This window comes from Streptomyces sp. NPDC041814, assembly GCF_055590565.1.
This window is the reverse complement of the sequence record NZ_JBVJAM010000006.1, coordinates 288,715-313,742: the sequence shown is the minus strand read 5'-3', so window position 1 is coordinate 313,742 and position 25,028 is coordinate 288,715. Positions and strand designations below refer to the sequence as shown.

At 72.2% G+C, this 25,028-nt stretch carries 25 protein-coding genes; 14 read left to right on the top strand and 11 right to left on the bottom strand.

Features of this window, described 5'->3' with window-relative positions; genetic code table 11:
• Positions 1-40 precede the first annotated feature (40 nt).
• On the top strand, positions 41-967 hold the full coding sequence (locus ACZ6C6_RS18145; RefSeq protein ID WP_469203829.1) for a class I SAM-dependent methyltransferase: 927 nt from the start codon (positions 41-43) through the stop codon (positions 965-967).
• Between the two features lie 20 nt (positions 968-987).
• Here the strand turns inward: ACZ6C6_RS18145 and leuE are convergent, their stop codons facing one another.
• Positions 988-1,656, bottom strand: a complete 669-nt coding sequence (gene leuE / locus ACZ6C6_RS18140) for a leucine efflux protein LeuE (RefSeq protein ID WP_469203827.1) — start codon at positions 1,654-1,656, stop codon at positions 988-990.
• Positions 1,657-1,859: 203 nt separating this feature from the next.
• Here leuE and ACZ6C6_RS18135 point away from each other — a divergent pair, with 203 nt between their 5' ends.
• Complete coding sequence (locus tag ACZ6C6_RS18135; RefSeq protein ID WP_469203825.1) at positions 1,860-2,774, top strand: L,D-transpeptidase family protein; 915 nt, start codon at positions 1,860-1,862, stop codon at positions 2,772-2,774.
• A gap of 176 nt (positions 2,775-2,950) precedes the next feature.
• Here ACZ6C6_RS18135 and ACZ6C6_RS18130 read toward each other — a convergent pair whose 3' ends face one another.
• Both ACZ6C6_RS18130 and ACZ6C6_RS18125 read right to left on the bottom strand, forming a co-directional pair.
• Positions 2,951-4,051, bottom strand: coding sequence for a hypothetical protein (locus ACZ6C6_RS18130; RefSeq protein ID WP_469203823.1), 1,101 nt, complete (start codon positions 4,049-4,051; stop codon positions 2,951-2,953).
• Positions 4,051-4,857, bottom strand: coding sequence for an RNA polymerase sigma factor (locus ACZ6C6_RS18125; protein ID WP_469204028.1), 807 nt, complete (start codon positions 4,855-4,857; stop codon positions 4,051-4,053). The genes ACZ6C6_RS18130 and ACZ6C6_RS18125 overlap by 1 nt, the downstream gene beginning before the upstream one ends.
• 295 nt (positions 4,858-5,152) lie before the next feature.
• Between ACZ6C6_RS18125 and ACZ6C6_RS18120 the strand changes: the two genes are divergently transcribed.
• On the top strand, positions 5,153-5,662 hold the full coding sequence (locus ACZ6C6_RS18120) for an NUDIX domain-containing protein (protein WP_469203821.1): 510 nt from the start codon (positions 5,153-5,155) through the stop codon (positions 5,660-5,662).
• A gap of 251 nt (positions 5,663-5,913) precedes the next feature.
• Here the strand turns inward: ACZ6C6_RS18120 and ACZ6C6_RS18115 are convergent, their stop codons facing one another.
• From ACZ6C6_RS18115 to ACZ6C6_RS18105, 3 genes are all read right to left on the bottom strand, one after another.
• A complete protein-coding gene (locus tag ACZ6C6_RS18115; RefSeq protein ID WP_469203819.1) occupies positions 5,914-6,483 on the bottom strand; it encodes a hypothetical protein in 570 nt (189 codons plus the stop codon).
• A gap of 158 nt (positions 6,484-6,641) precedes the next feature.
• Positions 6,642-7,412 (bottom strand): DUF4328 domain-containing protein, encoded by a 771-nt coding sequence (locus ACZ6C6_RS18110; protein ID WP_469203817.1) that lies wholly within the window; start codon positions 7,410-7,412, stop codon positions 6,642-6,644.
• 185 nt (positions 7,413-7,597) lie between these two features.
• Complete coding sequence (locus ACZ6C6_RS18105; protein ID WP_469203815.1) at positions 7,598-9,193, bottom strand: beta-N-acetylhexosaminidase; 1,596 nt, start codon at positions 9,191-9,193, stop codon at positions 7,598-7,600.
• 358 nt (positions 9,194-9,551) lie between these two features.
• On the opposite strand from ACZ6C6_RS18105, the gene ACZ6C6_RS18100 reads away from it, so the two are divergent.
• From ACZ6C6_RS18100 to ACZ6C6_RS18070, 7 genes are all read left to right on the top strand, one after another.
• Positions 9,552-10,052: a 2-oxo-4-hydroxy-4-carboxy-5-ureidoimidazoline decarboxylase gene (locus tag ACZ6C6_RS18100; protein WP_469203813.1), complete on the top strand. Its 501-nt coding sequence runs from the start codon at positions 9,552-9,554 to the stop codon at positions 10,050-10,052.
• A gap of 243 nt (positions 10,053-10,295) precedes the next feature.
• Positions 10,296-10,676: a succinate dehydrogenase, cytochrome b556 subunit gene (gene sdhC, locus ACZ6C6_RS18095; RefSeq protein ID WP_026242571.1), complete on the top strand. Its 381-nt coding sequence runs from the start codon at positions 10,296-10,298 to the stop codon at positions 10,674-10,676.
• 5 nt (positions 10,677-10,681) lie between these two features.
• Positions 10,682-11,155 (top strand): succinate dehydrogenase hydrophobic membrane anchor subunit, encoded by a 474-nt coding sequence (locus ACZ6C6_RS18090; RefSeq protein WP_073964328.1) that lies wholly within the window; start codon positions 10,682-10,684, stop codon positions 11,153-11,155.
• Positions 11,156-11,185: 30 nt separating this feature from the next.
• On the top strand, positions 11,186-12,940 hold the full coding sequence (sdhA, locus tag ACZ6C6_RS18085; protein WP_469203801.1) for a succinate dehydrogenase flavoprotein subunit: 1,755 nt from the start codon (positions 11,186-11,188) through the stop codon (positions 12,938-12,940).
• Positions 12,940-13,716, top strand: coding sequence for a succinate dehydrogenase iron-sulfur subunit (locus ACZ6C6_RS18080; protein WP_018101096.1), 777 nt, complete (start codon positions 12,940-12,942; stop codon positions 13,714-13,716). Before sdhA ends, ACZ6C6_RS18080 begins: the two co-directional genes overlap by 1 nt.
• Before the next feature lie 152 nt (positions 13,717-13,868).
• Positions 13,869-14,444 (top strand): hypothetical protein, encoded by a 576-nt coding sequence (locus tag ACZ6C6_RS18075; RefSeq protein WP_469203798.1) that lies wholly within the window; start codon positions 13,869-13,871, stop codon positions 14,442-14,444.
• A 12-nt stretch (positions 14,445-14,456) separates the two neighbouring features.
• A complete protein-coding gene (locus ACZ6C6_RS18070) occupies positions 14,457-15,230 on the top strand; it encodes a hypothetical protein (RefSeq protein ID WP_469203796.1) in 774 nt (257 codons plus the stop codon).
• A gap of 1 nt (position 15,231) precedes the next feature.
• On the opposite strand, the gene ACZ6C6_RS18065 is transcribed toward ACZ6C6_RS18070, so the two are convergent.
• Entirely contained in the window at positions 15,232-15,741 is a 510-nt protein-coding gene (locus ACZ6C6_RS18065; RefSeq protein WP_469203794.1) for a MarR family winged helix-turn-helix transcriptional regulator, read from the bottom strand.
• Positions 15,742-15,837: 96 nt separating this feature from the next.
• Here ACZ6C6_RS18065 and ACZ6C6_RS18060 point away from each other — a divergent pair, with 96 nt between their 5' ends.
• Together ACZ6C6_RS18060 and ACZ6C6_RS18055 are read left to right on the top strand one after the other, a co-directional pair.
• Positions 15,838-17,109 carry an MFS transporter gene (locus ACZ6C6_RS18060; RefSeq protein ID WP_469203792.1) on the top strand — a complete coding sequence of 424 codons (1,272 nt, stop codon included), beginning with the start codon at positions 15,838-15,840 and terminating at the stop codon, positions 17,107-17,109.
• Positions 17,110-17,137: 28 nt separating this feature from the next.
• The gene (locus tag ACZ6C6_RS18055) at positions 17,138-17,881 is read left to right on the top strand and encodes a TetR/AcrR family transcriptional regulator (protein ID WP_469203790.1); all 744 of its coding nucleotides are present in this window, start codon (positions 17,138-17,140) and stop codon (positions 17,879-17,881) included.
• Between the two features lie 7 nt (positions 17,882-17,888).
• On the opposite strand, the gene ACZ6C6_RS18050 is transcribed toward ACZ6C6_RS18055, so the two are convergent.
• The 3 genes from ACZ6C6_RS18050 to ACZ6C6_RS18040 all read right to left on the bottom strand — a co-directional run bounded on the left by ACZ6C6_RS18050 (position 17,889) and on the right by ACZ6C6_RS18040 (position 21,235).
• Complete coding sequence (locus tag ACZ6C6_RS18050; RefSeq protein ID WP_469203788.1) at positions 17,889-19,442, bottom strand: ABC transporter substrate-binding protein; 1,554 nt, start codon at positions 19,440-19,442, stop codon at positions 17,889-17,891.
• 219 nt (positions 19,443-19,661) lie between these two features.
• Positions 19,662-20,924 carry a metallophosphoesterase gene (locus ACZ6C6_RS18045; RefSeq protein WP_469203786.1) on the bottom strand — a complete coding sequence of 421 codons (1,263 nt, stop codon included), beginning with the start codon at positions 20,922-20,924 and terminating at the stop codon, positions 19,662-19,664.
• Positions 20,925-20,989: 65 nt separating this feature from the next.
• Positions 20,990-21,235, bottom strand: a complete 246-nt coding sequence (locus ACZ6C6_RS18040) for an SCO4848 family membrane protein (RefSeq protein WP_073964337.1) — start codon at positions 21,233-21,235, stop codon at positions 20,990-20,992.
• A 121-nt stretch (positions 21,236-21,356) separates the two neighbouring features.
• Here ACZ6C6_RS18040 and ACZ6C6_RS18035 point away from each other — a divergent pair, with 121 nt between their 5' ends.
• A complete protein-coding gene (locus tag ACZ6C6_RS18035) occupies positions 21,357-22,631 on the top strand; it encodes a D-alanyl-D-alanine carboxypeptidase family protein (RefSeq protein ID WP_469203784.1) in 1,275 nt (424 codons plus the stop codon).
• Here the strand turns inward: ACZ6C6_RS18035 and ACZ6C6_RS18030 are convergent.
• Positions 22,579-23,535 carry a YihY/virulence factor BrkB family protein gene (locus ACZ6C6_RS18030; protein WP_469203782.1) on the bottom strand — a complete coding sequence of 319 codons (957 nt, stop codon included), beginning with the start codon at positions 23,533-23,535 and terminating at the stop codon, positions 22,579-22,581. The genes ACZ6C6_RS18035 and ACZ6C6_RS18030 overlap by 53 nt on opposite strands.
• A gap of 140 nt (positions 23,536-23,675) precedes the next feature.
• Here ACZ6C6_RS18030 and ACZ6C6_RS18025 point away from each other — a divergent pair, with 140 nt between their 5' ends.
• Entirely contained in the window at positions 23,676-25,016 is a 1,341-nt protein-coding gene (locus tag ACZ6C6_RS18025; protein ID WP_469203780.1) for an FAD-binding oxidoreductase, read from the top strand.
• The last annotated feature ends 12 nt before the right edge of the window (positions 25,017-25,028 follow it).

Below are 25,028 nucleotides of genomic sequence, written 5' to 3'. Positions count from 1 at the left end.
GTGGTGGGGCGGCCCGGCGCTCGCGCGTACGTTCCCAGCCATGGTCTCCCTTCTGAACAACCGCCTGACCCGGCGCGCCCTGCGCCCCGCCGCCGCCCTGGTCGACCGCCGCATCCAGCAGCGCGTGGAGCGCGCCGCCGGACCGCTGCGCGGCGAACTCGCCACCCTGCGCAGGGAGTACGAGGAGGAGCGGCGAAGCCGGTACGCCGTGGAGCTGCTGCTCGACGGGACCGGGCGCGGCGCCCACCGCATGCCCCCGGCCCACGAGGTGGACCGGCTGGTCCGCGAGGTGGGGGCGCTGACCGGGAACGGGAAGGCGGCACGGCGCGGCGTGGTGTCCGCCTACCGCACGGTGGTCGCCCTGGAGGCGCTGGGCGTCGGACGGCTGGCGGGCTCGACGTCCAATGTGTGCGGCAAGCTGTCGACCGTACCGCTGCTGGCCCCGCCGAACGGCCGCATCCTGGAGATCGGCACGCTGTACGGGCTGTTCGCCGCCGCGCTGACCCGGATGACGCACCGGGCGGGGGTGGAGCCGGAGCTGACGATCGTCGACCCGCTGGCCGGTTCGCAGCTCCAGCCGGGCACCTCGCAGGGCGCCGACCCCACGGGCACCCCCGTGCGCGAGGACGTGGTGCGGGCCAACCTGGCGCTGACCGGGGGCGGCACGACGCACCACCCCCGGATCGTCCAGGGCTTCTCCAGCGCCCCGGAGGTGCGGGCGGAGGCGGGCGACCGGGAGTACGGGGTGGTCGTGGTGGATGGCGACCACTCCATGGCGGGGGTGGCCGCCGACCTGGAATGGGTCGAGGAGATCGTGGCCCCCGGCGGCGTCGTGGTGCTGGACGACTACGGCGACGCGGCGTGGCCGGGCGTCCAGGAGGCCCTGGACAAGCATCTGGCGGACGGTGGATCGCGGCTGCGGCTGCTGGGCCGCGTGTCGACGTCGGCGTACCTGCGGGCGGAGTGAGGGCGCCTGCGGCCGCGCCGTCAGACGCTGCTGAGCGACAGCTTCGCGGCGAAGCCGAGGAACAGCACCCCGGCCGCCGAGGTGGCCCCGGCCGAGAGCCGACGGCGCCTGCGGAAGGCGGCGGACAGCCGGGTGCCGCCGAAGATCAGCGCCGACAGGTACAGGAAGCTGGCGAGCTGGAGCAGCGTGCCCAGGACCAGGAACGACAGGGCCGGGTACGCGTATCCGGGGTCCACGAACTGCACGAAGAACGAGATCAGGAAGAGGATCGCCTTCGGGTTGAACAGGCTGACCACCAGCGCCCGCCGGTAGGGCCGCTCCATGGCCCCCGGAGCCTGTGCCTCGGCCCGCTGCTCGTCCGTGATCTCGGCGACCCGCCGGTGCCGCTCGCGCCACATCGACAGGGCGGCCCGCAGCATTCCGATGGCCATCCAGGTCAGATAGCCGGCGCCCGCGTACTTGACGATCGCGAACAGTACGGGCGTCGTCTGCAGCAGCGACGAGGCACCCAGCGCGGACAGCGTCATCAGCACGGTGTCCCCGGTCCACACCCCGGCCGCCGCCACATACCCGGTCCGCACCCCGCGCCGGGCGGCGACGGACAGCACGTACAACGAATTCGGTCCCGGCAGCAGAACGATCAGCACGAGGCCGGCGAGATAGGTCGGTAGGTCGGTGACACCCAGCATGGGACGGAGTCTCGCACGCGGCCGCGACGGTGTGGAAGCGGGAATTCCGGGGGGAAGGGCGCGGAAGGGTGCGTTCTCCGTCACAGACCCACGACGGTAGGAGCCTTGCAGGATTCGGCAACCGGCCGGGGTGGGAACCCGTCCCATGAGATACGCGAGTGCGCGGGCCGGAGACGCCGGGGCCGAGGATGCAGGGGGCTGGGATGATACGCACGGGCAGAACCGGGCGCGGTTACGCGCTCCGAGGGGCCGCGGTAGTGGCCGTGGTGGCGATGGCCGGGGTGACCGCCGGGTGCAAGGAGCAGCCCGCGGCCGGTGCTTCGGCCGCGCCCTCCGCACCGGCGGACAGCGGCTCCCCCACCGACGACGCGAAGCCGGGCGGCTCGGCGAGCCCGTCGGCGAGCGCGAAGCCGAAGCCGCAGGAGCCGGTCAAGGCATCGCCGAAGCCGAGCGCGACCCGCACCACGCCGGCCGCCGACCCGCAGGGCACGGTGCTGATGGCGAGCGGGTCCGAAGGCAAGCGGGTACGCGAACTCCAGGCACGGCTGCGGCAGATCGGGCATTTCGGCCGCACCCCCACGGGTTACTACGGGACCGTCACCGTGGCCGCCGTGCGGTCCTTCCAGGGGAAGCGCGGTCTGGCGCCGACCGGGAAGACCGACACCCTCACCTGGCAGAAGCTGCTCGGCATGACGCACGAGCCGACGGCCGCCGAGCTGAACCCGCCGACCACCCGCCCGGTCGCCAAGCCGGACAAGCGGTGTCTGACGGGGCGGGTGCTCTGCATCAGCAAGAACAGCCGCACGCTGTCCTGGATGATCGACGGCAAGGTCGTCTCGTCCATGGACGTGCGGTTCGGCTCGCAGTACACCCCGACCCGCGAGGGCACGTTCTCCGTGTACTGGAAGTCGCGCCACCACGTGTCCTCGATCTACCACACGGCCATGCCCTACGCGATGTTCTTCAGCGGCGGCCAGGCGGTGCACTACTCGTCGGACTTCGCGGCCCGCGGCTACAACGGGGCCTCGCACGGGTGCGTGAACGTCCGGGACGAGGGGAAGATCGCGGCCCTGTTCGCCGCCGTCCGCACCGGCGACAAGGTCGTCGTCTACAAGTGAGGCGGAGAAGGGGTGAGGGGCGCGGGCGGGACCGGGGGAACGTGTCCCGCCCGCGCCATGTGCGCCGAGCCGCAGGTACGGGGGGAACCCCGGCTCCGGGCGCTGCCGATGACCAGTCGGCTCATTCCGTACAGCGTCCGCAGGCCGAAAAACGTCACACCGGCCGGTAGCAAAGGTCAGCGAGCCGCCGCTGAGGCGGTCGGCCGGGGGTCCTCCGTGGCCGAATCCGTCGGCTCCGGGCCCGGCGCGACGGCCGCCGTCGAGGGACCGGGCGACTCGGTGAACCGGATCGCGGGGAGCGGCGCGGAGGCGTCGCCGCCCTGCTCGGCGTCGCCCGCGCCGGCGCCGTGCTTGCCGTCCTCCGCGGCGAGCAGCCGGTCGCAGAAGCGGTCGAGGTTGCGGGCGCCCTTGGCCAGGGCTTCGAGACGGGTGCGGCGGTCCTCGTCGAGCGTGCCGTCGCGGTAGTCGCGGCACGCCTGGAGGGTCTTGGCGTACCAGGAGCCGTTGGGGGCGTCGCCCGAGCGGTCGTCCCCGTTGCCGGGGTCCCCGTCCTCGTCTCCGTCGGAGTCGTCGTCGCCGTTGTCCGTGCCGCCGGTGCGGCTGCCGCCCGTCCGGTCGGCGCCGGTCCCGTCCTGCCCGCCGCTCCGGGCGTCGTGGGACGCGCCGCCGCCGGGGCGCGCGGTGTCCTCCTCGTCGGCGTCGGGGCGGTCACCGGGGGACGGGGCGCCCGGGGTGGGGGTGCCGGACGGCGGGGGCGCGGAGGTCTCCTCGTCGGGGAGGACGTCGGTGCCCAGTTCCTCGGGGGACTCGGCGGCCGAGACCGAGGTCGCCGGTGAGGGGGCGTGCCGGCCGAAGGGGCCGGGCAGCATCCCGGACCCGGCGGCCACGGCCACCCCTCCTATGGCACAGCAGGCCAGCGAGGCGACGAGTCCGAAGCGCAGGGGCCGGCTCCAGCGGAACGGGCGGTCGGCGCGCGCACCGGCCGCCCGGCCTATGTGGACCGGGGGGAGCACCGCCGTACCGGCGTCGTCGCCGTGGGCGGTCGCGGCCCCGGCGGTACGGGGGCTGCGCGGGGCGGCCCGGAAGGCGGCGAGCGCGGCGGCCTCGCCGGGGAGTTCTGCGGTGGCGGGGCGGGCGGTGCGGGCGACGGCGTCGAGGGCGGCGGCCAGGCGTTCGGCGTCCTGGCGGGGACGGCCTTCGGCAGGGTCGACCGGTTCGCCGCGGAGCAACTTCTCCGCCGCTTCCTTGTCAAGCCATGCGTACTGCTCGTCGGCCATCACATGTCCTTCTGCGTCCACTGACGCGAATGCGTCACACCGGCGGGAGCCACCAGGCCGGTGCGTGGGGGGCGTTGTACGGGTACGGCACCGAGCTTCCCGGTCCGTCCCGGCGCGTCCCCCGCATTCTTCCGGAAGACCGCCGTGGACGCCTCGGGGCCCTCCGGCTCTCCCCCGTACCGCCGGTCGCCGTCCACCGCGGCGGGGCCGGTCCTGCCGTCCCCGCCGTCCGGGCGCTCGGCCGCGGCCCCCGCCGCGTCCGCCCCGAGCAGTTCGGCGAGCCGCTTCAGCCCGCGGTGAGCGGCGGTGCGGACCGCGCCGGGCCGCTTGCCCAGCGTCTGCGCGGCGCTCTTCGCGTCGAGGCCGACCACCACGCGGAGCACCACCGCCTCCGCCTGGTCCTGCGGCAGCTGGGCGATGAGCGACATGGTGCGCCCGGTCGCCAGGGACTCGATCGCCTCGTCGGCCGTGTCGGAGCCGGCCGGCTTGTCGGAGAGCTCCGTCTCGTCGCCGCCGATGGCGGGGCGCCTGCCGCGCATCCGGAGGTGGTCCAGCGCCCGGTTGCGGGCTATGCGCGCGGCCCAGCCCCGGAAGCGGTCGGCGTCCCCGCTGAAACGGTCGAGGTCACGGGCTATCTGAAGCCACGACTCGGACGCCACGTCCTCGGCGTCCGGCTCCCCCACCAGCGTCCTTATGTAGCCAAGCAGCCGCGGCTGCACAGCGCGGTACACAGCACGGAAGGCGTCCTCGTCCCCGCGCTGTGCCGCGAGCACCGCGGCAGTAAGCCCCGCGTCGTCCCCCAGCACTACCTCAACCCTGCCCTGCTGTCCGAATCGCAGCTGGTCATCACTGCCGCGCCACCCTGCGCGACTCAGCACGCTACGTCCTTGGCGTGCACCGCGTCCATGACTTGTACAACCCGCAACCTTCCATCGCCTGCCCCCGGTGTGACAGAAAACGCACCCATGGCGCAGAGATGAGTACGGGGTCGTCCTGCGGCCCCGCGGAAGACGACCGGGGCCTCTCCTGTGGGGGGTGGCGGCCCCGGTCGTCCTCGTTCTTCCCGCCACGCGGCGGCGGTTCACGTACGAGGATGACTCCGTGACGACCACCGAAGGCGTTCCCGCCGTCCCGGTCCGCGTGTGTGCGGTCCTCGTCGAAGGCGGCGAGCTCTGTCTCATCCGGCGGGAGCGAGCCGCCGGGCCGCAGTACTCGCTGCCCGGCGGGCTGCTCCACGCGGACGAGCAGGTGCCCGCGGGGCTGGCCCGGGAGTTGTGGGAGGAGCTGGGGCTCGATGTCGCGGCGCTGCCCGAGCCGCCCCGGCTGCTCGGGGTGCAGGACCAGGTGACGACCCGGCCCGGCCGCCCCGGCACATTCCGCCGGCTCCACCTCATCCATCTGGTGACCGTGCCCCACGAGGCGCGCGCCGCCTTCCCGGCAGCCGAGCTGGACGCCGAGGACGTGGCCCGGGTGGTCTGGGTGCCCCTCGCGGAGGCCGCCGGGCTGCACCTCTATCCGGCGGCCGGTCCGGTGCTCCTGAAGCCGGCCGGGCCCGCCGGGTCCGACATGCTGCTGCCCCCGCTCACCGACGCGACGTACGCCTGGCGCTAGGGCGTGTTTCGGGAGTAGCGCCGTCCGCCCGCAGGGCGGGTCCGGCGGCGTCCGGTGCGTGCGATCGCAAGGCGGAGGGTCGCCCCGATACTGGTTGCATCGGGGTGATCCCGACAACGCGGCGAGCGATGGGGCCTCCCCTGCTCGAACGGAGTTGAGAGCTTGGGGAAGTGCCAGGCGTCGCCGGACAGGCGGGACTTTCGAAACACGCCCCAGGGCCCGTCTGCCCATTCCCGTCGCCGGGCGGGGGCTCAGGACCGCACCCGCCCCCGCCGGGCCGCCGCCGCGCGGAGTATCCGTCCGCCCTCCGTGGAGACGTCGCGGATCTGCCGCAGGCCGGCTGTCGCCGGGGCGTCCTCGTCCAGGGCGGCCAGCATCTCCAGGATCGCGGTCTGGCGGGCCGCCTCGCCGGCCAGCAGCGGGCCCGCGCCCGAGGGGTCGCCCGCCCGGCAGCGGGCCACCGGGTCCGGGGTCGCGGGGGCGGTCATGTCCTGGCCGAGGTGGACCTCCAGGGCCAGCACCGAGCAGGCGTCCGCCCAGTCGCGCAGCTCCTCGCCGGCCCGGTCGCCGGGGGCGGCGGCGAGGAGGTCCCGGACACGCGCGGCCGGTTCGCCGGGGTGCGCGAGGGTGTCCAGGGCGGTGCGGGCCTCGGCGAGGCGGGCGGGCCAGAGGCGGGGCTCGGCGCAGGCGGCCCAGAGCGGGCGCAGCGGATCGGGGCCGGTGCCCGGGGCGGGCTGGGGCAGACAGCGTTCGAGGCAGGCGACCGCCGCGGCGGCGAGCCCGCGTTCGTCGGCGGCGGCGATCAGGTCGAGCAGGCTCATCGGCGTCTCCTGTCGGCCCTCCCTGGGCGCCCCGTGCCGGGACACAGGGGGGCGCAGCGCTTCCTGTTATCGCATTCAGCGCCGAATGGCCGAAAAGCGTCACTGTCGATGGCCGATTCCCGACCGCGCACCGCCCCCGGCGCGCCCCTCGCCCCGCCTCAGTGCGCCCGGGGCGGGCGCGGGGCCGCCGGGAACGCGCCGAGCTCCGCGCGCCGGGACTGCATCGTGGTCAGCCTGCGGACGACCAGGATGGCCAGGACCGCCGCGACGACGTCCAGCCCATCGGTGACCGCGCCGAGGTCGAGCCCGCGGATGATCTCGTCGCCGGTCTCCGCGTCGGCGTAGAGGCGCCCGGAAGCCCGGCTCACGAGCAGGTCGGCGACGAACACCGCCCACCAGGCGTTCAGCAGCACGCGCGGGGCGGCGAACCGGCCGCCGGGGGTCTCGACCGGGGCGCTCGCGGTCCAGATGCCGCTGGTCACCCGGTACGGCAGCCACAGGTTGCCGACGGGCACGAACCAGCCGCCGATCGCCCAGCCGGGCTTCATCGGATGGGCGGACGGGTCGAACACCTCGGCGTTGAGCCGGACCCGGCGCATCCACACCAGGAAGACCACCCCCGCCGCGAGGAAGGTGAGCACCTGAAGGGACCCGGCGAACCCGTACAACCTGTCGGCGCGCGTCCACGCCTCCTCGTCGACCGCCAGGAACCCCCCGTCCAGCCCGTCCGCGATCAGCCCGCGGGAGTGGACACCGGCGGCGATCGACAGCACGTCCGCGACGGCCGCCGCGCCGAGCAGTACGCACACCGCCCTGGCCAGGCCCACCGGTGAGCGCAGCTGGTCCAGCCGGGGCCGGGCGGCCGGTGTCGCGCCGGTGCTGCCGGACCGGGCGCGGCCCCGGCCGTCGCCGGCCGCAACGGCGCACACGGCACACGGCGCACCGGCCGCACCGGCCGGTCTCGTACCGCAGAGAGAACAGAGCATGGAAACGGAACCCCCCGGGATTCGGACGTCGACGCGAGAAGCACGCGCGTCCCTCCCCGGACGGCGCGGCCACCGGACCGTATGCCCCGGGAACCGCGTTGTCCATGATCAGAAGCGTTTCCGAGGGCTCAGCCCGCGTCGATCTCCTTCGCCAGCGCCTGGAACTTCGCGTAGCTGAGCTTCGGTTCGCCCGGGACCCACAGCTTCTGGGCCGTCGCCCGCAGCGGCATCCGGATGCCCGCGGCGACCTGCTCGGCGGTCTGGGCGTTCGGGAAGTCGCCCCAGACCGCGAACCGGCCGCCGAGGATCTGGTCCGAGTAGCGTGCCGGGACCGGGGTGGTGCCGCGCAGCACGAGCGGGGTCCACTGCTCGTAGATCCGCTTGCCGGTCGGGTAGACGAAGGCGTTGGGCTGGCCGAGCACGTAGTACATGAACTCGTCGTTCAGGTTGAGGACCTTGCGGCCCTCGCGCAGATACTCCTCCGGCGAGCGGGCCCCGTACTCCTTGCCCGTCCAGTACTCGACCTCGATGTCCTTGTCGGCACGCACCTTGCTGTCGCGGAACTGGCCGTCGTTCCACGCCTTCGGCCGCATGCCGCGCTTGCGGACCACCTCCGCCCGGTCGTTGAGCCAGCCGGTGGCGAGGTCGGAGATACCGGCCCCGGAGCCGTACTTCGCGACGGCCGCGCGCTGGAGCTGCGGGTAGGAGGCGGCCGGGTTGCTCGCCATCAGCGCCCGGTACTCGTCGCCGCCCAGGTGCCAGTACGCGCCGCCGAACAGCTCCGCGTACTCGCCCAGCAACTCGTCGATCAGCTTGGCCGCGCCCGGCTTCGAGATGTCCAGCGACCCGGTCGAGGCGACGCCCGAGACGTTGTGCAGCTGGAGGTCGGGGTGGGCGCGCAGCACCGCGCCGAGGTGGCCCGGCGAGTCGATCTCCGGGACGACCTGGATGTGCAGCCGCCCGGCCAGGGCGACGATGTGCCGGACCTGCTTCTTGGTCAGGTGGTCCGGCGAGACGACCTCCGGGTGCGTGTCGGACTCGATGCGGAACGCCTGGTCGTCCGAGAAGTGCAGGCCGAGCTGGTTGAGCTTGAGGTCCGCCATCTCGCGCATCCGGTCCTCGACCCAGGACGCGGTGTAGTGCTTGCGGGCGATGTCGAGGTTGAGGCCGCGCTGCGGTTTGTCCGGCCGGTCGCGCACCTCGCCCTCGGGCATCGAGCCGTCGGCGCGCACGGACTGCTTGAGGGTGCGGGTGCCGTAGAAGACGCCCGCCTCGCCGGGCCCGCTGATTCGCACCCGCCCGTCGGCGGTGCGCAGGGTGTACGACTCCGGCCCGCCGGACGCCTTCGGGGTGAGGGCCAGCTCGACGTCACCGGCGCGGGCGGCCGCCTCGCCCCGGTAGTCGATCTTCAGCTCACCGGCCAGCAGCTTGCCCTCGTCGGCGAGCTTGCCGCTGCCCTTCGCGATGACCACCCCGCTGTCCTTCCCGGGCCTCCAGCCGGGGCCGTGGGCGGCGGTGTGCTCGCGTACGGCGGGGATGGTGCGGGGCGCCTTGGAGAGCGGGTAGCTCCGGGTCGGTGACGGGGTGGGGGAAGGGGACGACGCCGCACGGGACGTCTCGGGGCCGTTGCCGTGTTCGGTTCCGGAGCCGCCGCAGCCGACGAGCACCGCGCTCGCCGCGGCCGCCGCCGTCACGGCCAGGAAGGCGCCGCGTGAGGATGCCATCAGTCAGAAACCTCCGGTTCGGGGAAAGGTGGGGGGAGAGTCAGAGGCAGGTCGGGCAGAGCCGGGGTCGGATCGGAGGAAAGGGAGCAGAACCGCGAGAAAAGGAGGCAGATGTAGGGAGGTAACCGGGCATTCTCCTCACACATCCGCTCGTCAGGCATCGCGAAACTCTCCCGTCCGGGTGAAATTCGCGCATCCTTCGCCCACCCTTATCCACCTCTCGCTAGCGTTGTGCCCCCTTCGTATCCGAGTCCCCCTTCGTCTCTCCATTCGGGAGCACACGCTGTCCAGGTCCAGCGAGTCCCACGCCGGCCTTCCCGAGCAGCCGCGCCGGCCCGCCCGGCACACCGCCGTCCCCGTGCAGAACCGCGGCGGCGCCCCCGGCCGGTCCGCGCACGCCTGGGACCTGCCCCGGTTCAACGGAGCGCCCGCCCCCGAGGCCGAGGCGGCCCTGCTCGAGTGCTTCGGCAGCGCGGCCTGGGCGCGCCGCCTCGCCGGGCACCGCCCCTACCCCGACGCCGAGGCGCTGCTCGCCGCGGCCGACGAGGCGGCCTACGACCTCTCCCCCGCCGATCACGCCGAGGCACTGGCGGCCGAGGAGTCCCCGGGGCTGCGGCCGGACGCGCCGCGCTCCGCCCACCTCGCGCTGGCCGCCGCCCACGCCGAGTACGAACGCAGGTTCGGCCACGCCTTCGTGATCTGCCTGGACGGCTACCCGCCCGCCGAGCACCCGGACCAGGTGCTGGCAGGCATCCGGGCCCGGCTGGGACACGAGGAGGACCGGGAGCGGGCGGTCGCGGCGGACGAGATGCGCCGACTCGCCCGGGGGCGCCTGGCCGCCTTGGTATCGAGTCGATAACGGGTTGGGTGCGGGCCGGGCGGCCCGGATTCCCCGGCACGGAGGGGCCGAGCAGCGTCGCGGAGGGCTGTCCATAGCCCGTCCGTGCCTGTTTCGTTGCCACTTTGATCACACCGGAGGGCCCCGCGCGAGCGAACCGACAATCCGTCGCTACGATGGCCGGGGCCGGTGGACCGTACCCGGCCGGGTCAGACCGACAGTCAAGCCGGCCGACCCCAATCCCCGCTCCCGGAGGGTTCTTCCGTGCCGGCTGGAACGCTGTACCGCGGCCGGGAAGGCATGTGGTCCTGGGTGGCTCATCGAGTCACCGGTGTCCTCATTTTCTTCTTCCTGTTCGTGCATGTCCTGGACACCGCCCTCGTCCGCGTCTCCCCCGAGGCCTACGACGACGTCGTGTCCACGTACAAGACGCCGATCGTCGCGCTGCTCGAATACGGCCTGGTGGCCGCGATTCTCTTCCACGCGCTGAACGGTCTGCGCATCGTCGCCGTGGACTTCTGGGCCAAGGGCCCGCGCGTTCAGAAGCAGATGCTCTGGGCCGTGCTGGGCATCTGGATCGTGCTGATGCTGGGTGCCCTGTACCCCGTGCTCGGCCACGCCGTACGCGAACTCTTCGGGAGCTGAGGCCCATGTCCACCGAGACTTCCGCGATCGGCGCCGTCGAAGGCGTGTCTCTTTACGACGTCGACAACCCGGCCCCAGTCATCGAGCCGCCGCGCAAGCGGACCGGCAAGACCCCCAAGGGCTCGCGCACCAACTTCGAGATGTACGCCTGGCTCTTCATGCGCCTGTCGGGCATCGTGCTGGTCGTCCTGGTCATCGGTCACCTGCTGATCCAGCTGGTGCTGGACGGCGGCGTGTCCAAGATCGGCTTCGCCTTCGTGGCGGGCCGCTGGGCCTCGCCGTTCTGGCAGGTCTGGGACCTGGCGATGCTGTGGCTCGCCATGCTGCACGGCGCCAACGGTCTGCGTACGGTCATCAACGACTACGCCGAACGGGACAACACCCGCTTCTGGCTGAAGATGCTGCTGTACACCGCCACGGTGTTCACCGTCCTGCTGGGCACGCTGGTGATCTTCACCTTCGACCCGAACATCCGCTAGGCGCCGGGCCCGAAGGACCAGAGGTAAACCATGCAGATCCACACGTACGACACCGTCATCGTCGGCGCCGGCGGCGCCGGCATGCGCGCGGCCATCGAGTCGACCAAGCGCAGCCGCACCGCCGTGCTGACCAAGCTCTACCCCACCCGCTCCCACACGGGCGCCGCGCAGGGCGGCATGGCCGCCGCGCTGGCCAACGTGGAGGAGGACAACTGGGAGTGGCACACCTTCGACACGATCAAGGGCGGTGACTACCTGGTCGACCAGGACGCCGCCGAGATCCTGGCGAAGGAGGCCATCGACGCCGTTCTCGACCTGGAGAAGATGGGCCTGCCGTTCGGCCGTACCCCCCAGGGCAAGATCGACCAGCGTCGCTTCGGCGGTCACTCCCGCAACCACGGCGAGGCCCCGGTCCGCCGTGCCTGCTACTCGGGCGACCGCACCGGCCACATGATCCTCCAGACGCTGTACCAGAACTGCGTCAAGGAGGGCGTGGAGTTCTTCAACGAGTTCTACGTCCTGGACCAGCTGGTGGTCGAGGAGGACGGCGTCAAGAAGTCCGCCGGCGTCGTCGCCTACGAGCTGGCCACCGGCGAGATCCACGTCTTCCGGGCGAAGTCGGTCATCTACGCCTCCGGCGGCACCGGCAAGTTCTTCAAGGTGACGTCGAACGCGCACACCCTGACCGGTGACGGCCAGGCCGCCTGCTACCGCCGGGGTCTGCCGCTGGAGGACATGGAGTTCTTCCAGTTCCACCCGACCGGCATCTGGCGGATGGGCATCCTGCTGACGGAGGGCGCCCGCGGTGAGGGCGGCATCCTCCGCAACAAGGACGGCGAGCGCTTCATGGAGAAGTACGCGCCCGTCATGAAGGACCTCGCCTCGCGCGACGTCGTCTCGCGCTCCATCTACACGGAGATCCGGGAGGGCCGCGGCTGCGGTCCCGAGGGCGACCACGTCTACCTCGACCTGACGCACCTCCCGCCGGAGCAGCTGGACGCCAAGCTCCCGGACATCACCGAGTTCGCGCGTACGTACCTCGGCATCGAGCCCTACACGGACCCGATCCCGATCCAGCCGACCGCGCACTACGCCATGGGCGGCATCCCGACCAACGTCGAGGGCGAGGTGCTGGCCGACAACACCACCGTCGTCCCGGGCCTGTACGCCGCCGGCGAGGTCGCCTGCGTGTCGGTGCACGGAGCCAACCGGCTCGGCACCAACTCGCTGCTCGACATCAACGTCTTCGGACGCCGCGCGGGCATCGCCGCCGCCGAGTACGCCGCGAAGAACGACTTCGTCGAGCTTCCGGAGAACCCGGCGCAGCTGGTGGTCGACCAGGTCGAGCGGCTGCGCAACTCCGCGGGCACCGAGCGGGTCGCGGCGATCCGCCAGGAGCTCCAGGAATGCATGGACGCCAACGTGATGGTGTTCCGCACCGAGCAGACGATCAAGACCGCGGTCGACAAGATCGCGGAGCTGCGCAAGCGCTACCTGGACGTGTCCGTCCAGGACAAGGGCAAGCGGTTCAACACGGACCTGCTGGAGGCCATCGAGCTGGGCAACCTGCTCGACCTGGCCGAGGTCATGGCGACGTCGGCGCTGGCGCGCAAGGAGTCCCGCGGCGGTCACTACCGCGAGGACTACCCCAACCGCGACGACGTCAACTTCATGCGCCACACCATGGCGTACCGCGAGGTCGCCGAGGACGGCACCGAGTCGATCCGGCTGGACTACAAGCCGGTCGTCACGACCCGCTACCAGCCGATGGAGCGTAAGTACTGATGGCTACACCCACCCTGGACAAGGCCGACAAGGCTCCCGAGCCGGAGGCCGGCTTCGCCGACTCGCCGTACATCACGGCCACGTTCCGCATCCGGCGGTTCAACCCGGAGGTCTCCGACGAGGCCCAGTGGCAGGACTTCCAGATCGAGATCGACCCGAAGGAGCGTGTGCTCGACGCCCTTCACAAGATCAAGTGGGACCAGGACGGGACGCTCACGTTCCGCCGGTCCTGCGCGCACGGCATCTGCGGTTCGGACGCCATGCGGATCAACGGCAAGAACAGGCTCGCCTGCAAGACGCTGATCAAGGACCTGAGCCCGGAGAAGCCGATCACGATCGAGGCCATCAAGGGCCTCACGGTCCTCAAGGACCTCGTGGTCGACATGGACCCGTTCTTCCAGGCCTACCGCGACGTCATGCCCTTCCTCATCACCAAGGGGAACGAGCCGACCCGCGAGCGTCTGCAGTCCCCCGAGGACCGCGAGCGCTTCGACGACACCACCAAGTGCATCCTGTGCGCCGCGTGCACGTCCTCGTGCCCGGTGTTCTGGAACGACGGCCAGTACTTCGGCCCGGCGGCCATCGTCAACGCGCACCGCTTCATCTTCGACTCGCGTGACGAGGGCGGCGAGCAGCGCCTGGAGATCCTCAACGACCGTGACGGTGTGTGGCGTTGCCGCACGACCTTCAACTGCACGGACGCCTGCCCGCGCGGCATCGAGGTCACCAAGGCGATCCAGGAGGTCAAGCGCGCGCTGATCACGCGTCGCTTCTGATCCCCCGAGCGTGTGAAGAGGCCCGGTCCCCCTCGGGGGTCCGGGCCTCTTGCTGCGTCACGGCGGCCCGAGCGGTACGGTCGTGCGGAACCGGTGGCCGGTTCACCCACCGCCGCCAGGGGGGTGCGCGGGGAGAGCGAGAGCGGGGAACGTTGAGCGATCCGAATCCGTACGCGGACGACTCATCCAAGTGGGGGCCGCAGCAGCCCGGGACTCCTCCCGGCGTCCCGAACGCCCAGGGCTACGGCTATCCGTCGGGCGGCAGTCCGGTCTACGGCTACCCGCAGCCGCTCTCCGGGCCGCCCCCGCAGCCGCCGGGCTACGGGTATCCGTCGCAGCCGGCCCCGGGGTACGGGTATCCGGGCGCGGCCCCGGCGGGCGGCGGGGCGCCGGTGCTGTCCATCGGGGACATCACGGTGATGAGCGATTCCATCGTCACGCCGTCCGGGACGATGCCCCTCAGGGGTGCGGTGTGGACGGCGACGGACATGTCGCGCACCGAGGAGAAGATCCCGCCGGTGGCGATCGTGCTGGCGATCATCTTCGCCCTGGCCTGCCTGATCGGCCTACTCTTCCTGCTGATGAAGCAGAAGCAGACGACCGGCTTCGTCCAGGTGACGGTGACCAGCGGGGGCCGCCACCACTCCACGATGATCCCGGCCATGCAGCCGGAGACCTTCCCGATGGTGATGTCCCAGGTCAACGCCGCCCGCTCGATGAGCGTCTGAGGGCAGCGCCCGATGGCCGTCCTGCGGCACTCCGTCACCGTCCTGGCCGTGGACCGCTCCCTCGTCGCCGAACTCGCCCCGGTCGTCTGGGACATGGCCGAATCGACCCGGGCCGAGGGCGCGACCGTCCGCGCGCCGGACGGCCAACCCGTGGAGGATCTACGGCTGCTGAAGGGGCGTCACCTGAGGCCCGGGGCGCTGTACGAGATCGGCCGGGCGGAAGACGGTGAGCGGATGGCGGTACGGATACGGGAGTGGCGGCGCACCTCCGCGGTCGAGCTGGAGCAGCAGCTGCGCGCCCCGGACCTCGACGCCAGGGTGACCCTGCGGCTGACCACGCCCGACCGGCCCCGCCTCATCGAGGGGCGGGGCCGGATGTGGGGGCCGGAGGGCTCGGGTGTGCTGCGGCGCGGGTCGGGCAGGGCGCGGGCCGATCTCGCCGCGTGGTGGGACGCGGCGGCACTGCCGCCCGGCGCGCCGCCCGCCGCGCGCGCCCCGGTGTCGGTGCGGCTGAAGCACCTGCTGGGTGAGGCGCGGCTGCAACTGCGGCCCCGGCGCGCGGAGGACGGGCGCTGGGTGGTCGAGGCCGTGGCCACGGTGCGCGGGCGGTGGCTGCTGCGCCCCGTCGCCGCCGTCGCGCTGCTGCTGGCCGGGGGCCCGTTGCGGCGGGGGTTCCGGGACGCGGTGGAGCGGGCGGCGGAGGGGTGGGACGAGGCGGTGGCCCGGCTGCTGGAGCTGGGGCCGGAGGGGATCCGGGAGGAGCTGGCAAGGCAGGCGAAGGACTGAGTCAGTCCCAGGCCGCGCCGCCCCGGTCCTCCGCGACCACCATGATGCGCCGCAGCATGTCGTTGAGCAGCGCCCGCTCGTCCGCGTCCAGGACGCCCAGCAGCCGTTCCTCCTCGTGCCCGAGGAAGGCCATCGCGCCGAGCCAGGTCGACCGGCCCTCGTCCGTCAGCATCACGTCGACGCGGCGCCGGTCCGTGGTCGACGGGGTGCGGCGCACGAAGCCGCGGCGCTCGACCGCGTCCAGCCGGCCGGTGACGGACGCGGGGGCGAGGTCGAGGTCGGCGGCCAGTTCGGACGGGGCCGCCGTGCCGCCGCGTCCGGCCAGCTTGTGCAGGGTGTCGAACTCCTGCCGGTCCAGGTCGAAGTCGATGAGGGACTGCTCGCGCACCCGGCGCAGGTGGACGGAGAGCTTCTTCATCCGGGTCACCGCACCCTCGATGTCCGGATCGAGCTCGGGAAGCACGGGTCTCCACCGCTCCACGTGCCCGTCGGTCCAGTCGCGTTGCTCCATGGCGCTCAGCCTACGCGGGCGCCTCCGGCGGGCAGGGTCCTTCGGAAGCGTAATTCTCGTTGACGGATACTTCGGTACCGAAATAGATTGCCGCCCATGGCCACTCCCGCGCCGCCCGCGGCGCATCCCTTAAGAACCCGTTCGTTCCGGCTGCTCTTCATCGGGCGCTCGCTCTCGATGCTGGGCGACTCCGCGATCCCCGCCGCACTCACCCTGGCCGTCTATCTGGCCACCGGCTCGACCGGCGACCTCGCCCTGGTGCTGGGGTGCGCGATGGTGCCCAAGCTGCTGCTGCTCCCGCTGGGCGGTGTCGTCGGCGACCGCTTCAACGCCCGTACGGTGGCCCTGACCACCGACCTCGTGCGGTGCGCGACCCAGCTCTTCGTCGGTGCCGAACTGCTCTCCGGCACCCCGGCCCTCTGGCAGATCGCCCTCGCCGAGGCGGTCGGCGGCGCGGCCGGGGCCTTCGCGATGCCGACCTCGTCCCCGCTGGTCCGGGGCACCGTGGACGAGTCGGGGCTGCTGCGCGCCAACTCCCTGATGGCAGTGGCCTCCGGGACCGCGCGGATCGGCGGGCCCGCCGTCGCCGGGGCCCTGATCCTCACCGCCGGACCGGGCTGGGCCTTCGTGCTGGACGGCGCCAGCTTCGCGGTGAGCGCCGCCCTGCTGTACGTGATCCGGGTCCGCCACGTCCCCATCCCCCGGAGCTCCCTGCTCGGCGACCTCAAGGGCGGCTGGACCGAGGTCCGCAGCCGTGACTGGTACTGGACGAGCCTGATCGCGCACGCCGTCTGGAACGGGGCGGCGGCCGTGCTGACCACGCTCGGCCCGGCCCTCTTCCTGCACGGCCCGGGCGGCAAGGGGGCGTGGGTCGTCCTCCTCCAGACCGGGGCGGTGGGCCTGCTGGCCGGCTCGCTGGTGGCCGCCCGCATCCGGCCCCGCCGGGCGGTCCTGGCCGCCAATCTCGCCGGAGCGCTGTACGTGCTGCCGCTGTGCCTGCTGGCCGCGCACGCCCCGTTGGCCGTCTCGCTCACCGCGTACGGGATCGCGATGGCGGGTCTCGGCTTCCTCAACCCGGTCTGGGAAACCGCCGTCCAGTCCGCGGTGCCGCCGCAGGCGCTGGCCCGGGTGACCTCGTACGACTGGCTGCTCTCGCTGGCCGCGATGCCCCTCGGCTACGCCCTCGCCCCGCTCGCCGCCTCCGCCTGGAACACGGAGGCCCCGCTCGCAGCGGCCGGGCTGCTGGCCGGTGCCGCCTGCGCGGGCACCGCCGCCGTGCCGGGCGTGCGGCGCTTCGGGGCGCCAGCCGCCGGGGGCGCGGCGCGGGAGACCGGGGCTCCGGCGGGGACGACGCCCGCGGCGGGATAGCGGGCGCGGCCCGGATACCCTCGGGGCCGTGGTGAAGGAAGAGAAGGACGTGAAGGCCGTCAAGGCCCCCCGGAGCGAGCAGACCCGTGCGCTGATCCTCGAAACCGCCCTCCGGCTCTTCCAGGAGCGAGGCTACGACCGGACGACCATGCGGGCCATCGCCCAGGAGGCGGGCGTCTCCGTGGGAAACGCCTACTACTACTTCTCGTCCAAGGAGCACCTGGTCCAGGGCTTCTACGACCGGCTGGCCGCCGAGCACGCGGAGGCGGTGCGGCCGGTCCTGGACAGCGAGAAGGACCTCGCGGCGCGCCTGCGCGGAGTGCTGCTTGCCTGGCTGGACGTGGCGGAGCCGTACCGTCCCTTCGCCACACAGTTCTTCAAGAACGCGGCCGACCCGGAGAGCCCGCTCAGCCCGTTCTCGCCGGAGTCGGTCACCGCGCGCGAGGCGGTCATCGCCATCCACGAGCGCTGCCTGACCGGGTCCGCGACCCGGACGGACCCGGAACTGACGCCGCTGCTCCCGCGGTTGACGTGGCTCGCGCACATGGGCCTGGTGCTGTTCTGGGTGTACGACCGGACGGACGGCGCCGCCCGCAGCCGCCGCCTGGTCACGCGTACGGTCCCGATCGCCGCCCGCGCCCTGGCCCTGTCCCGGTTCCGGGTGGTGCGGCCGCTGGTGCGGCAGGTGCACGAGGTGCTGGAGGAGTTCCTGCCGGAAACGACGGCGCGGGCGGCCGGACCGGTGAAGTCCTTGCCGCCCGCGCGGAACTGATGCGGAATCAGATTCGGCCGAGCTCCCACAGGCGCCACACGCCCGTGCCGTCGGAGAGGTACTGCGAGCCGGAGATCTCCGACTTGGCGATGACGTAGTCCTTCTTCTGCCACAGCGGCACCAGCGGCACGTCCTGACCGACCAGCTTCTGGAGCTCCTTGAAGTCCCCGGCGGCCCGGCTGCGGTCGCTGTACTGCAGCGTGGCGCTGATCAGGGCGTCCATCTTCTTGCTGGTGTAGCCGTTGTGGAGGCTGCTGTCGCGGCCGACGAGCGGCTGGCTGAAGGTGTCGGGGTCCGGGTAGTCGGGGAGCCAGCCGACGGTGTACATGTCGTACTCGCCGTTCGCGTAACCCTTCTGGAACCGGGTCCACTCGACGGCCTTGGTGGTGACCTTGAAGAGCCCGGTGGCGTTCAGCTGACGCTGGATCTCCTTGGTCTCGTCGGTGTACTGGTCGCCCTCGCGGTAGGCGAAGGTGACCGCGAGCGGCGTCTGGACGCCGGCCTCGTCCATGAGCGCCTTCGCGCGCTTGGTGTCCGGCGAGGGGTAGGCGTCGAAGAACGGGGTGCTGTGCCCGATGGTGCCCTGCGGGATCAGCGAGTAGAGCGGTTCGACGGTGCCCTTGTAGATCTTGCTCACCAGCGGGCCGCGGTCGATGACCGACGCGATGGCCTGGCGGACCTTGCGGTCGGCGAGGGGGGTGCCCGAGCGGACGTTGAAGACGAGGTTGCGGATCTCGGCGCTGTCCGCCTCGGTGACGCGCTGGGCGGTGTCGCCCGGGTTCAGCGCGGCGAGCGTGGACGGCGGCAGCTGCCGGTGCGTGACGTCGACCTGGCCGGACTTCCAGGCCGAGAGGAGGTCGTCGGACTCCTTGTAGTACCGCACGGTGACCGGTCCGCCGGACTTGGTGACCGCGCCCTTGTACCGCGTGTTCGGCACCAGTTCGGCCTTCACGCCGGCGTCGTAGGACTTCAGGACGTACGGCCCGGAGCCCGTCACCTGGCCGTCGTTGCGCAGCTTGTGCTCCGCGTAGGCGTCCTTCTCCACGATGGAGCCGGCGCCCGTGGCGATCTTCTGCGGGAAGGTCGCGTCACGCGAGGAGAGGTTGAAGGTGATGAGCCGGCCCTCGGTGACCACGTTCTTCAGGCTGGGGAAGAGGACCGAGGGACCGACGTCCGTCTTGATCTCCAGCATCCGGTCGAACGAGTACTTGACGTCCTCGGCGGTGAGCTTGTCGCCGTTGGAGAACGTCAGGTCGTCACGGAGCTTGCACTGGTACGTCTGCAGCTTGGCGCCGATGAACTGGCAGCTCTCGGCCGCGTCCGGCTCGGGGACGATGCCCCCGGACTTGAACGTCATCAGGGACTGGTAGACGTTGCTGTACATCGCCCAGGAACCGGCGTCGTAGGCGCCGGCCGGGTCGAGCGAGGTCACCGCGTCGGTCGTCCCGACGACGACCGGATCGGAGTTCCCCTCGTCCGAGGGGAGCAGTTGCCAGGCGACCACGCCTGCGATGACCAATACCGCGAAAATCGCGAGAATCCGTAGCCGGATCGACCGCATTGACGTGCTCTCCCTTAACTGCCCCACCTCGGTGTCGCGCTCAGATACGCAGATCACCGCACGTTCGCGCCAAGCAAATCACACGATTTTCACATCTGGAAGGGGAGATCAGAGGCTCTTAGCCAATTGTTTGTCAGTCGAAACCTTGGCGCTTAGATCGAATACAGAGGGTTCCCGAGCGGTCACCCGTTTCGCCATTTCGCGTGCGCACGAGGGCGATTACGCCTGCCGGGAGGCGAGCTCGACAACGGTGATGTCGGACGGCGCGCCGACCCGCACGGGCGGACCCCAGGCTCCGGCGCCCCGGGTGACGTAGAGCTGGGTGTCGCCATAGCGTTCGAGCCCGGCGACGGTCGGGTTGGACAGCTCCGCGATGTAGTTGCCCGGCCACAACTGGCCGCCGTGGGTGTGCCCGGACAACTGCAGGTCCACGCCGTGCTCGACGGCCTCGTCGATCACCACGGGCTGGTGCGCCATGAGCACGACCGCGCGGGCGGGGTCGCGGTCACCGAGCGCGCGGGCGAAATCCGGTCCCTGCCCTTCGCTCTCACCGGCGATGTCATTGACCCCGGCCAGATCGAAACCGCCGGTCTCCACCCGGGCGTTCTCCAGCGGGTGCAGCCCCAATTCCCTTACATGATCAACCCATTGGGCGGCGCCGGAGTAGTACTCGTGATTGCCGGTGACAAAGAACGCGCCGTGCCGGGCACGGAGGCCGGCGAGCGGTTCGGCGGCCGGGCCGAGATCGGCGACCGATCCGTCGACCAGATCGCCGACGACCGCGATGAGATCGGGCTGGGTCCGGTTGACCGCGTCCACGATCCGTTGCGTATGGGCGCGGCCCAGGATCGGCCCCAGGTGGATATCGCTGACGACCGCGACGCGGAAACCGTGGGCGGACCTCGGCAGCCGGGCGAGCGGCACGGTGACCCGCTTCACCCGGGGCCCGCGCAGCACGCCGTACGTCCCGTAGCCCACGGTCCCGAGCCCGGCGACGGCGGCGGCACCCCCGACCGCCCGCGCCACGAACAGCCGCCGCGACGGGGTGGGGAGCGCGGGCGCGGCGGCCTCCGGCGCGGGCTCGGCCTCCGGCGCGGGTGCCGGTACGGGGACGGGCGCCGGTTCCCGTACGGGCGCGGGTTCCGGTACGGCCGCCGTCCGACGCGCGAGCCACCGGCGCAGCAGGGGCCGTACGGCCTCGCCGACGAGCAGGGCGAGCGTCAGGTAGAGCAGCGCGGCGAGCCAGAGGTAGCCGGGCCAGGCCAGCATCCGCTGGACCGGGAAGGGCGCGCCCGCGGGCCCGGCGACGAGGGCGCCGACGCTGAGCAGCGGCAGCGCGTACGCGGCGATCGTGCCGGCCCTGCGCCACGGGCTGCCCTGGCTCGTCGTGTCACCGACGAGCCGGCGCCACACATAGCGGTGCACGCCCACGAGCAGGGCGAGTACGGCGAGCACCGCCAGCACGGCCCCCACGATCCGCATGCCCGCTCCCTCGCCCTGTTCGTCCCGGTAACGCCTGATTCAGGCCCCGGCCGGGACCAGTGGTTTCAAGCCTTCTCGGCGCGCAGGGCCCTGACGCCCCGGAACCCGATCCAGCCCACGGCCGTCCCCAGAAGAAAGGACGTGATGGCGAGCAGCAGATGCACCCAGAAGTACGCGGTCGGGTCACCGGCGTCGTCGAAGGCGAGGCCGCTGCCGTCCTTCCAGAGATTCTTCACGAAGGTGACCCAGATGACCCACGACCACGCCCCGAAGGCGAGCAGGAACCAGGAGACCGGGCGGCTGAGCTTCATGGATTCAGTATCACCGCCGCGCTCCGGGCGGTTCGGGCGGGGTGGTCCGTCCCGGCGGTCCACCCGGCGGGTCACCGCGCCAGTACATATATTCACATCAACTGCATGTACGTTTTCGACCGTGCCAGCTCTCAAGAAGGCCGCGTTGGCGGTCACCTCTGCCGCCCTGCTGTCCGCTTTTGTCGTCACGCCCGCCTCGGCGGCCGACGGGGACGACGACGCCCCCAAGCCTCCGGCGACCATGTCGCAGATCGGCGGCGCGCAGCTGGGGCGGTCCGGCACCCAGGTCAGCCTCGGGCCCGGCGCTCCGGTGCTGCCCAAGAAGCTGACGGGCCGGTCGTGGATGGTCTCGGACGCGGAGACCGGCGAGATCCTCGCCGCGCACAACGCGCACTGGCGGCTCCCCCCGGCGTCCACGCTGAAGATGCTCTTCGCGGACACGCTCCTCGCCGACCCGGCGCTCCTGCCGAAGACGCGGGAGTACACGGTGAAGGACGAGGACCTCGCGGGCATGGGCGAGGGCAGCAGCCTCGTCGGCATCAAGGAGGACCACAGCTACACGGTGCACGACCTGTGGCTCGGGGTCTTCCTCCGCTCGGGGAACGACGCGGTGCACGTGCTGTCCTCGATGTACGGCGGGGTGCCCAGGACCGTCCAGGCCATGCAGGACCGCGCGGAGGAGCTCCAGGCGCTCGACACGCACGTGGTGTCGCCCGACGGGTACGACGCGCCCAAGCAGGTCTCCAGCGCGTACGACCTCTCGCTCTTCGCCCGCGACGGGCTCCAGAACGCGGACTTCCGGGAGTACTGCTCGACCGCCGACGCGCAGTTCCCCGGTGAGAAGAAGAAGGGCAAGAAGCGCGAGACCTTCGGCATCCAGAACACCAACCGGCTGCTCACCGGGGCCGACGGCGTCGCCGCGTACAAGGGCATCGCGGGCGTCAAGAACGGCTACACCACGCACGCCGGCAACACCTTCACCGGTGTCGCCGAGCAGGGCGGCAAGGTCCTCCTGGTCACCGTCATGCACCCGGACGACGACGAGACGCACGCGGTGTACAAGGAGGCGGCCCGGCTCCTGGACTGGGGGTTCGCCGCGTCCGGCAAGGTCACCCCGGTCGGTGAGCTGGTGCCGCCGAAGTCCGCGGTCACCGGCGACGGCGCGGACACCGCCGGGGCGGGCAAGGGCGCCGAGGCGGACACGGCGGCCACGGACAAGGGCGGCCACGGAGCGGACAAGGCCGCGCGGGCGGCAGCGGCCACCGACGGCTCCAGCGGGGTCGGGATCGCGCTGGGCGTCGTCGGCGGGGTGCTGGTCCTGCTGGCCGGCGGGGTGTTCCTGGTCAACCGGCGCTGGCCGCTGCCGGACCTGATGCGTCGCCGCCCCCGCCCGTGACGCGCCGGGCGGCGAGCGTGGAGCCCCCTTCCACGTCCGCCGCCGGTTCGTCCTCCTTGCCCGGCGTCGCCGTCCAGGCGGCGCAGAACAGCAGCAGCTTCGCCGTGAAGTTGATCCACAGCAGCAGGGCGATCGGCACCCCGAAGGCGCCGTACATGCTCTTGGACGCGACGCCCCGCATATAGCTGCCGAGCAGCAGCTTGAGCAGTTCGAACCCGACCGCGCCGAGCAGCGCGGCCACCACCAGCCGGCGGCGCGGCGGTTCGACGCCGGGCAGCATCGTCAGCAGATAGAGCAGCAGCAGGAAGTCGGCGGCCACGCCCACCAGCAGGGCGGCGATCCGCAGCAGCACCCCGCCCGCCCCGTTCTCGGGAATGCCGAGCAGGTCGGCGACCCGGCCGACGGCCACCGAACCGACCGAGGAGATCGCGAAGGTCACCAGGGCGGCGCCGCCCAGTCCGAACAGCACTCCGGCGTCCTTGAGTTTGCGCAGGACCGGATTGCCCTCGTCCAGGTCGTCCCTCTCCCAGACCGCACGCAGACAGTCCCGCATCGAGCCGATCCAGCCGATACCGGTGAAGAGCAGCAGCGCACCCGCCACCAGACCGATCGTCCCCGCGTGGGCGACCAGGTTGTCGATGCCGAGCTGGTCGGAGATGCCGGGCACCTGCTCGGCGAGCTTGTCCTGGATCTTGTTCAGCTGCTTGTCGGTGAGCAGCGCGGCACCGATCGCCGCGCCGACCGCGATCAGCGGGAAGAGCGCGAGGAAGCTGATGAACGTGATGGCCGCGGCCAGCCGGGCCCAGTGGACCCGCACCAGCGTCTCGTAGCTGCGCCAGGCGTGCGTCTCCATCAGCCGGGAGACGAGTGGCCCGATGACGGGGAGTTTTTTCAGCCAGTCCATAGCCCACTGCTACCCCTCCGGCGCGCGAAAACCGAAGTCCGGTGCGAGGTGGAGGAAATGACGGGTTCTCAATCACCCATTTCGGTGAGTGTTGTAACAAATCCCTCAAAGGTGTTATCCCGGGCGATACGGTCACCCTCATGTCTGTCGACACCGTGTCCCTGACCGGCTGGGGCCGCACCGCCCCGACGACCGCGCTGCGTTTCCGCCCCCGTAGTTACGAGGAGGCCGCGGCGACCGTGCTGGGCTGCGGGCCGCGCGGCTCGATCGCCAGGGGCCTGGGCCGGACGCACGGCGACGCGGCGCAGAACGCGGGGGGCTCGGTCCTCGACATGACGGCGCTGGACCGCGTCCGGACGATCGACGCGGCGGCCGGCCTGGTGGTCTGCGACGCGGGCACGACGCTGCACCGGCTGCGCGAGGTGATGCTGCCGCTCGGCTGGTTCCCGCCGGTGGTCCCCGGCGGGCGCTATGTCACGGTGGGCGGCGCGATCGGCTCGGACGGACATGGCGACAACCACCGCGCGGCGGGCTCCTTCTCGCGCCACGTCACGGAGTTCACGCTGCTCACCGCCGACGGCGAGGTGCGTACGGTGCGCCCCGGCACCCCGCTCTTCGACGCGACCGCCGGCGGCCTCGGCCTGACCGGGGTCATCCTCTCGGCCACCCTCCGGTTCCGGCCCGTCACCACGGCGCTGATGTCGGTCGACACCGAGCGGGCGTCCGGCCTGGACGACCTGCTGGGCCGCATGGCGCGCGGCCACCGCCCGTACGAGTACGCCAGGATCGACCTCACCGCCCGGGGCCGGGCCACCGGCCGGGGCGTCCTGGTCCGCGCGGACCACGTCCCGGTGCGTGCGCTCCCGGCGTACGCCCGGCGCACCGCGCTCGCCCTCGGCCCGGCGCGCCGCCCCGCCGTGCTGCCGCTGCTGCCCCGCCTCTTCGGCCGGCTGTCCGCCACGGCGCTCAACGAGCTCGGCTACCGCTCCGCCCCCCGGTCCCGCACCGGCGAACTCCAGCCGCTCGGCGCCTTCTTCCGCGCCCTGGACGCCCGGCCGCACAGCAACCGCGTCTCGCCCACCGGCGGCCGCATCCACTACGCGTTCCTGGTCGGGCACGGTCAGGAGGAGACGCTGCGGCGGATCGTCGGGCGCATCGCCCGCAGCCGCTGCCCGTCCTTCCGGGCGGTGCTCAGGCGGTGCGGCGAGGGCGGTCCCGGCTGGCTGTCGTTCCCGGCGCCCGGCTGGCACCTCTCCCTCGACCTGCCGGCCGGTCTGCCGGGGCTCGCCCGCTTCCTCGACGCGCTGGACGAGGAGGTGGCGGCGGCGGGCGGGCGCGTCTCCCTGACCGAGGACGCCCGGCTGCGGCCCGGCGCGCTCGCCGCGATGTACCCGCGGCTGCCCGACTTCCGGGCGCTGCGGGCCGAACTGGACCCGAACGGGGCGTTCCGCTCGGACCTGTCCCGCCGGCTGTCGCTGTAGATCCCCTCTTCC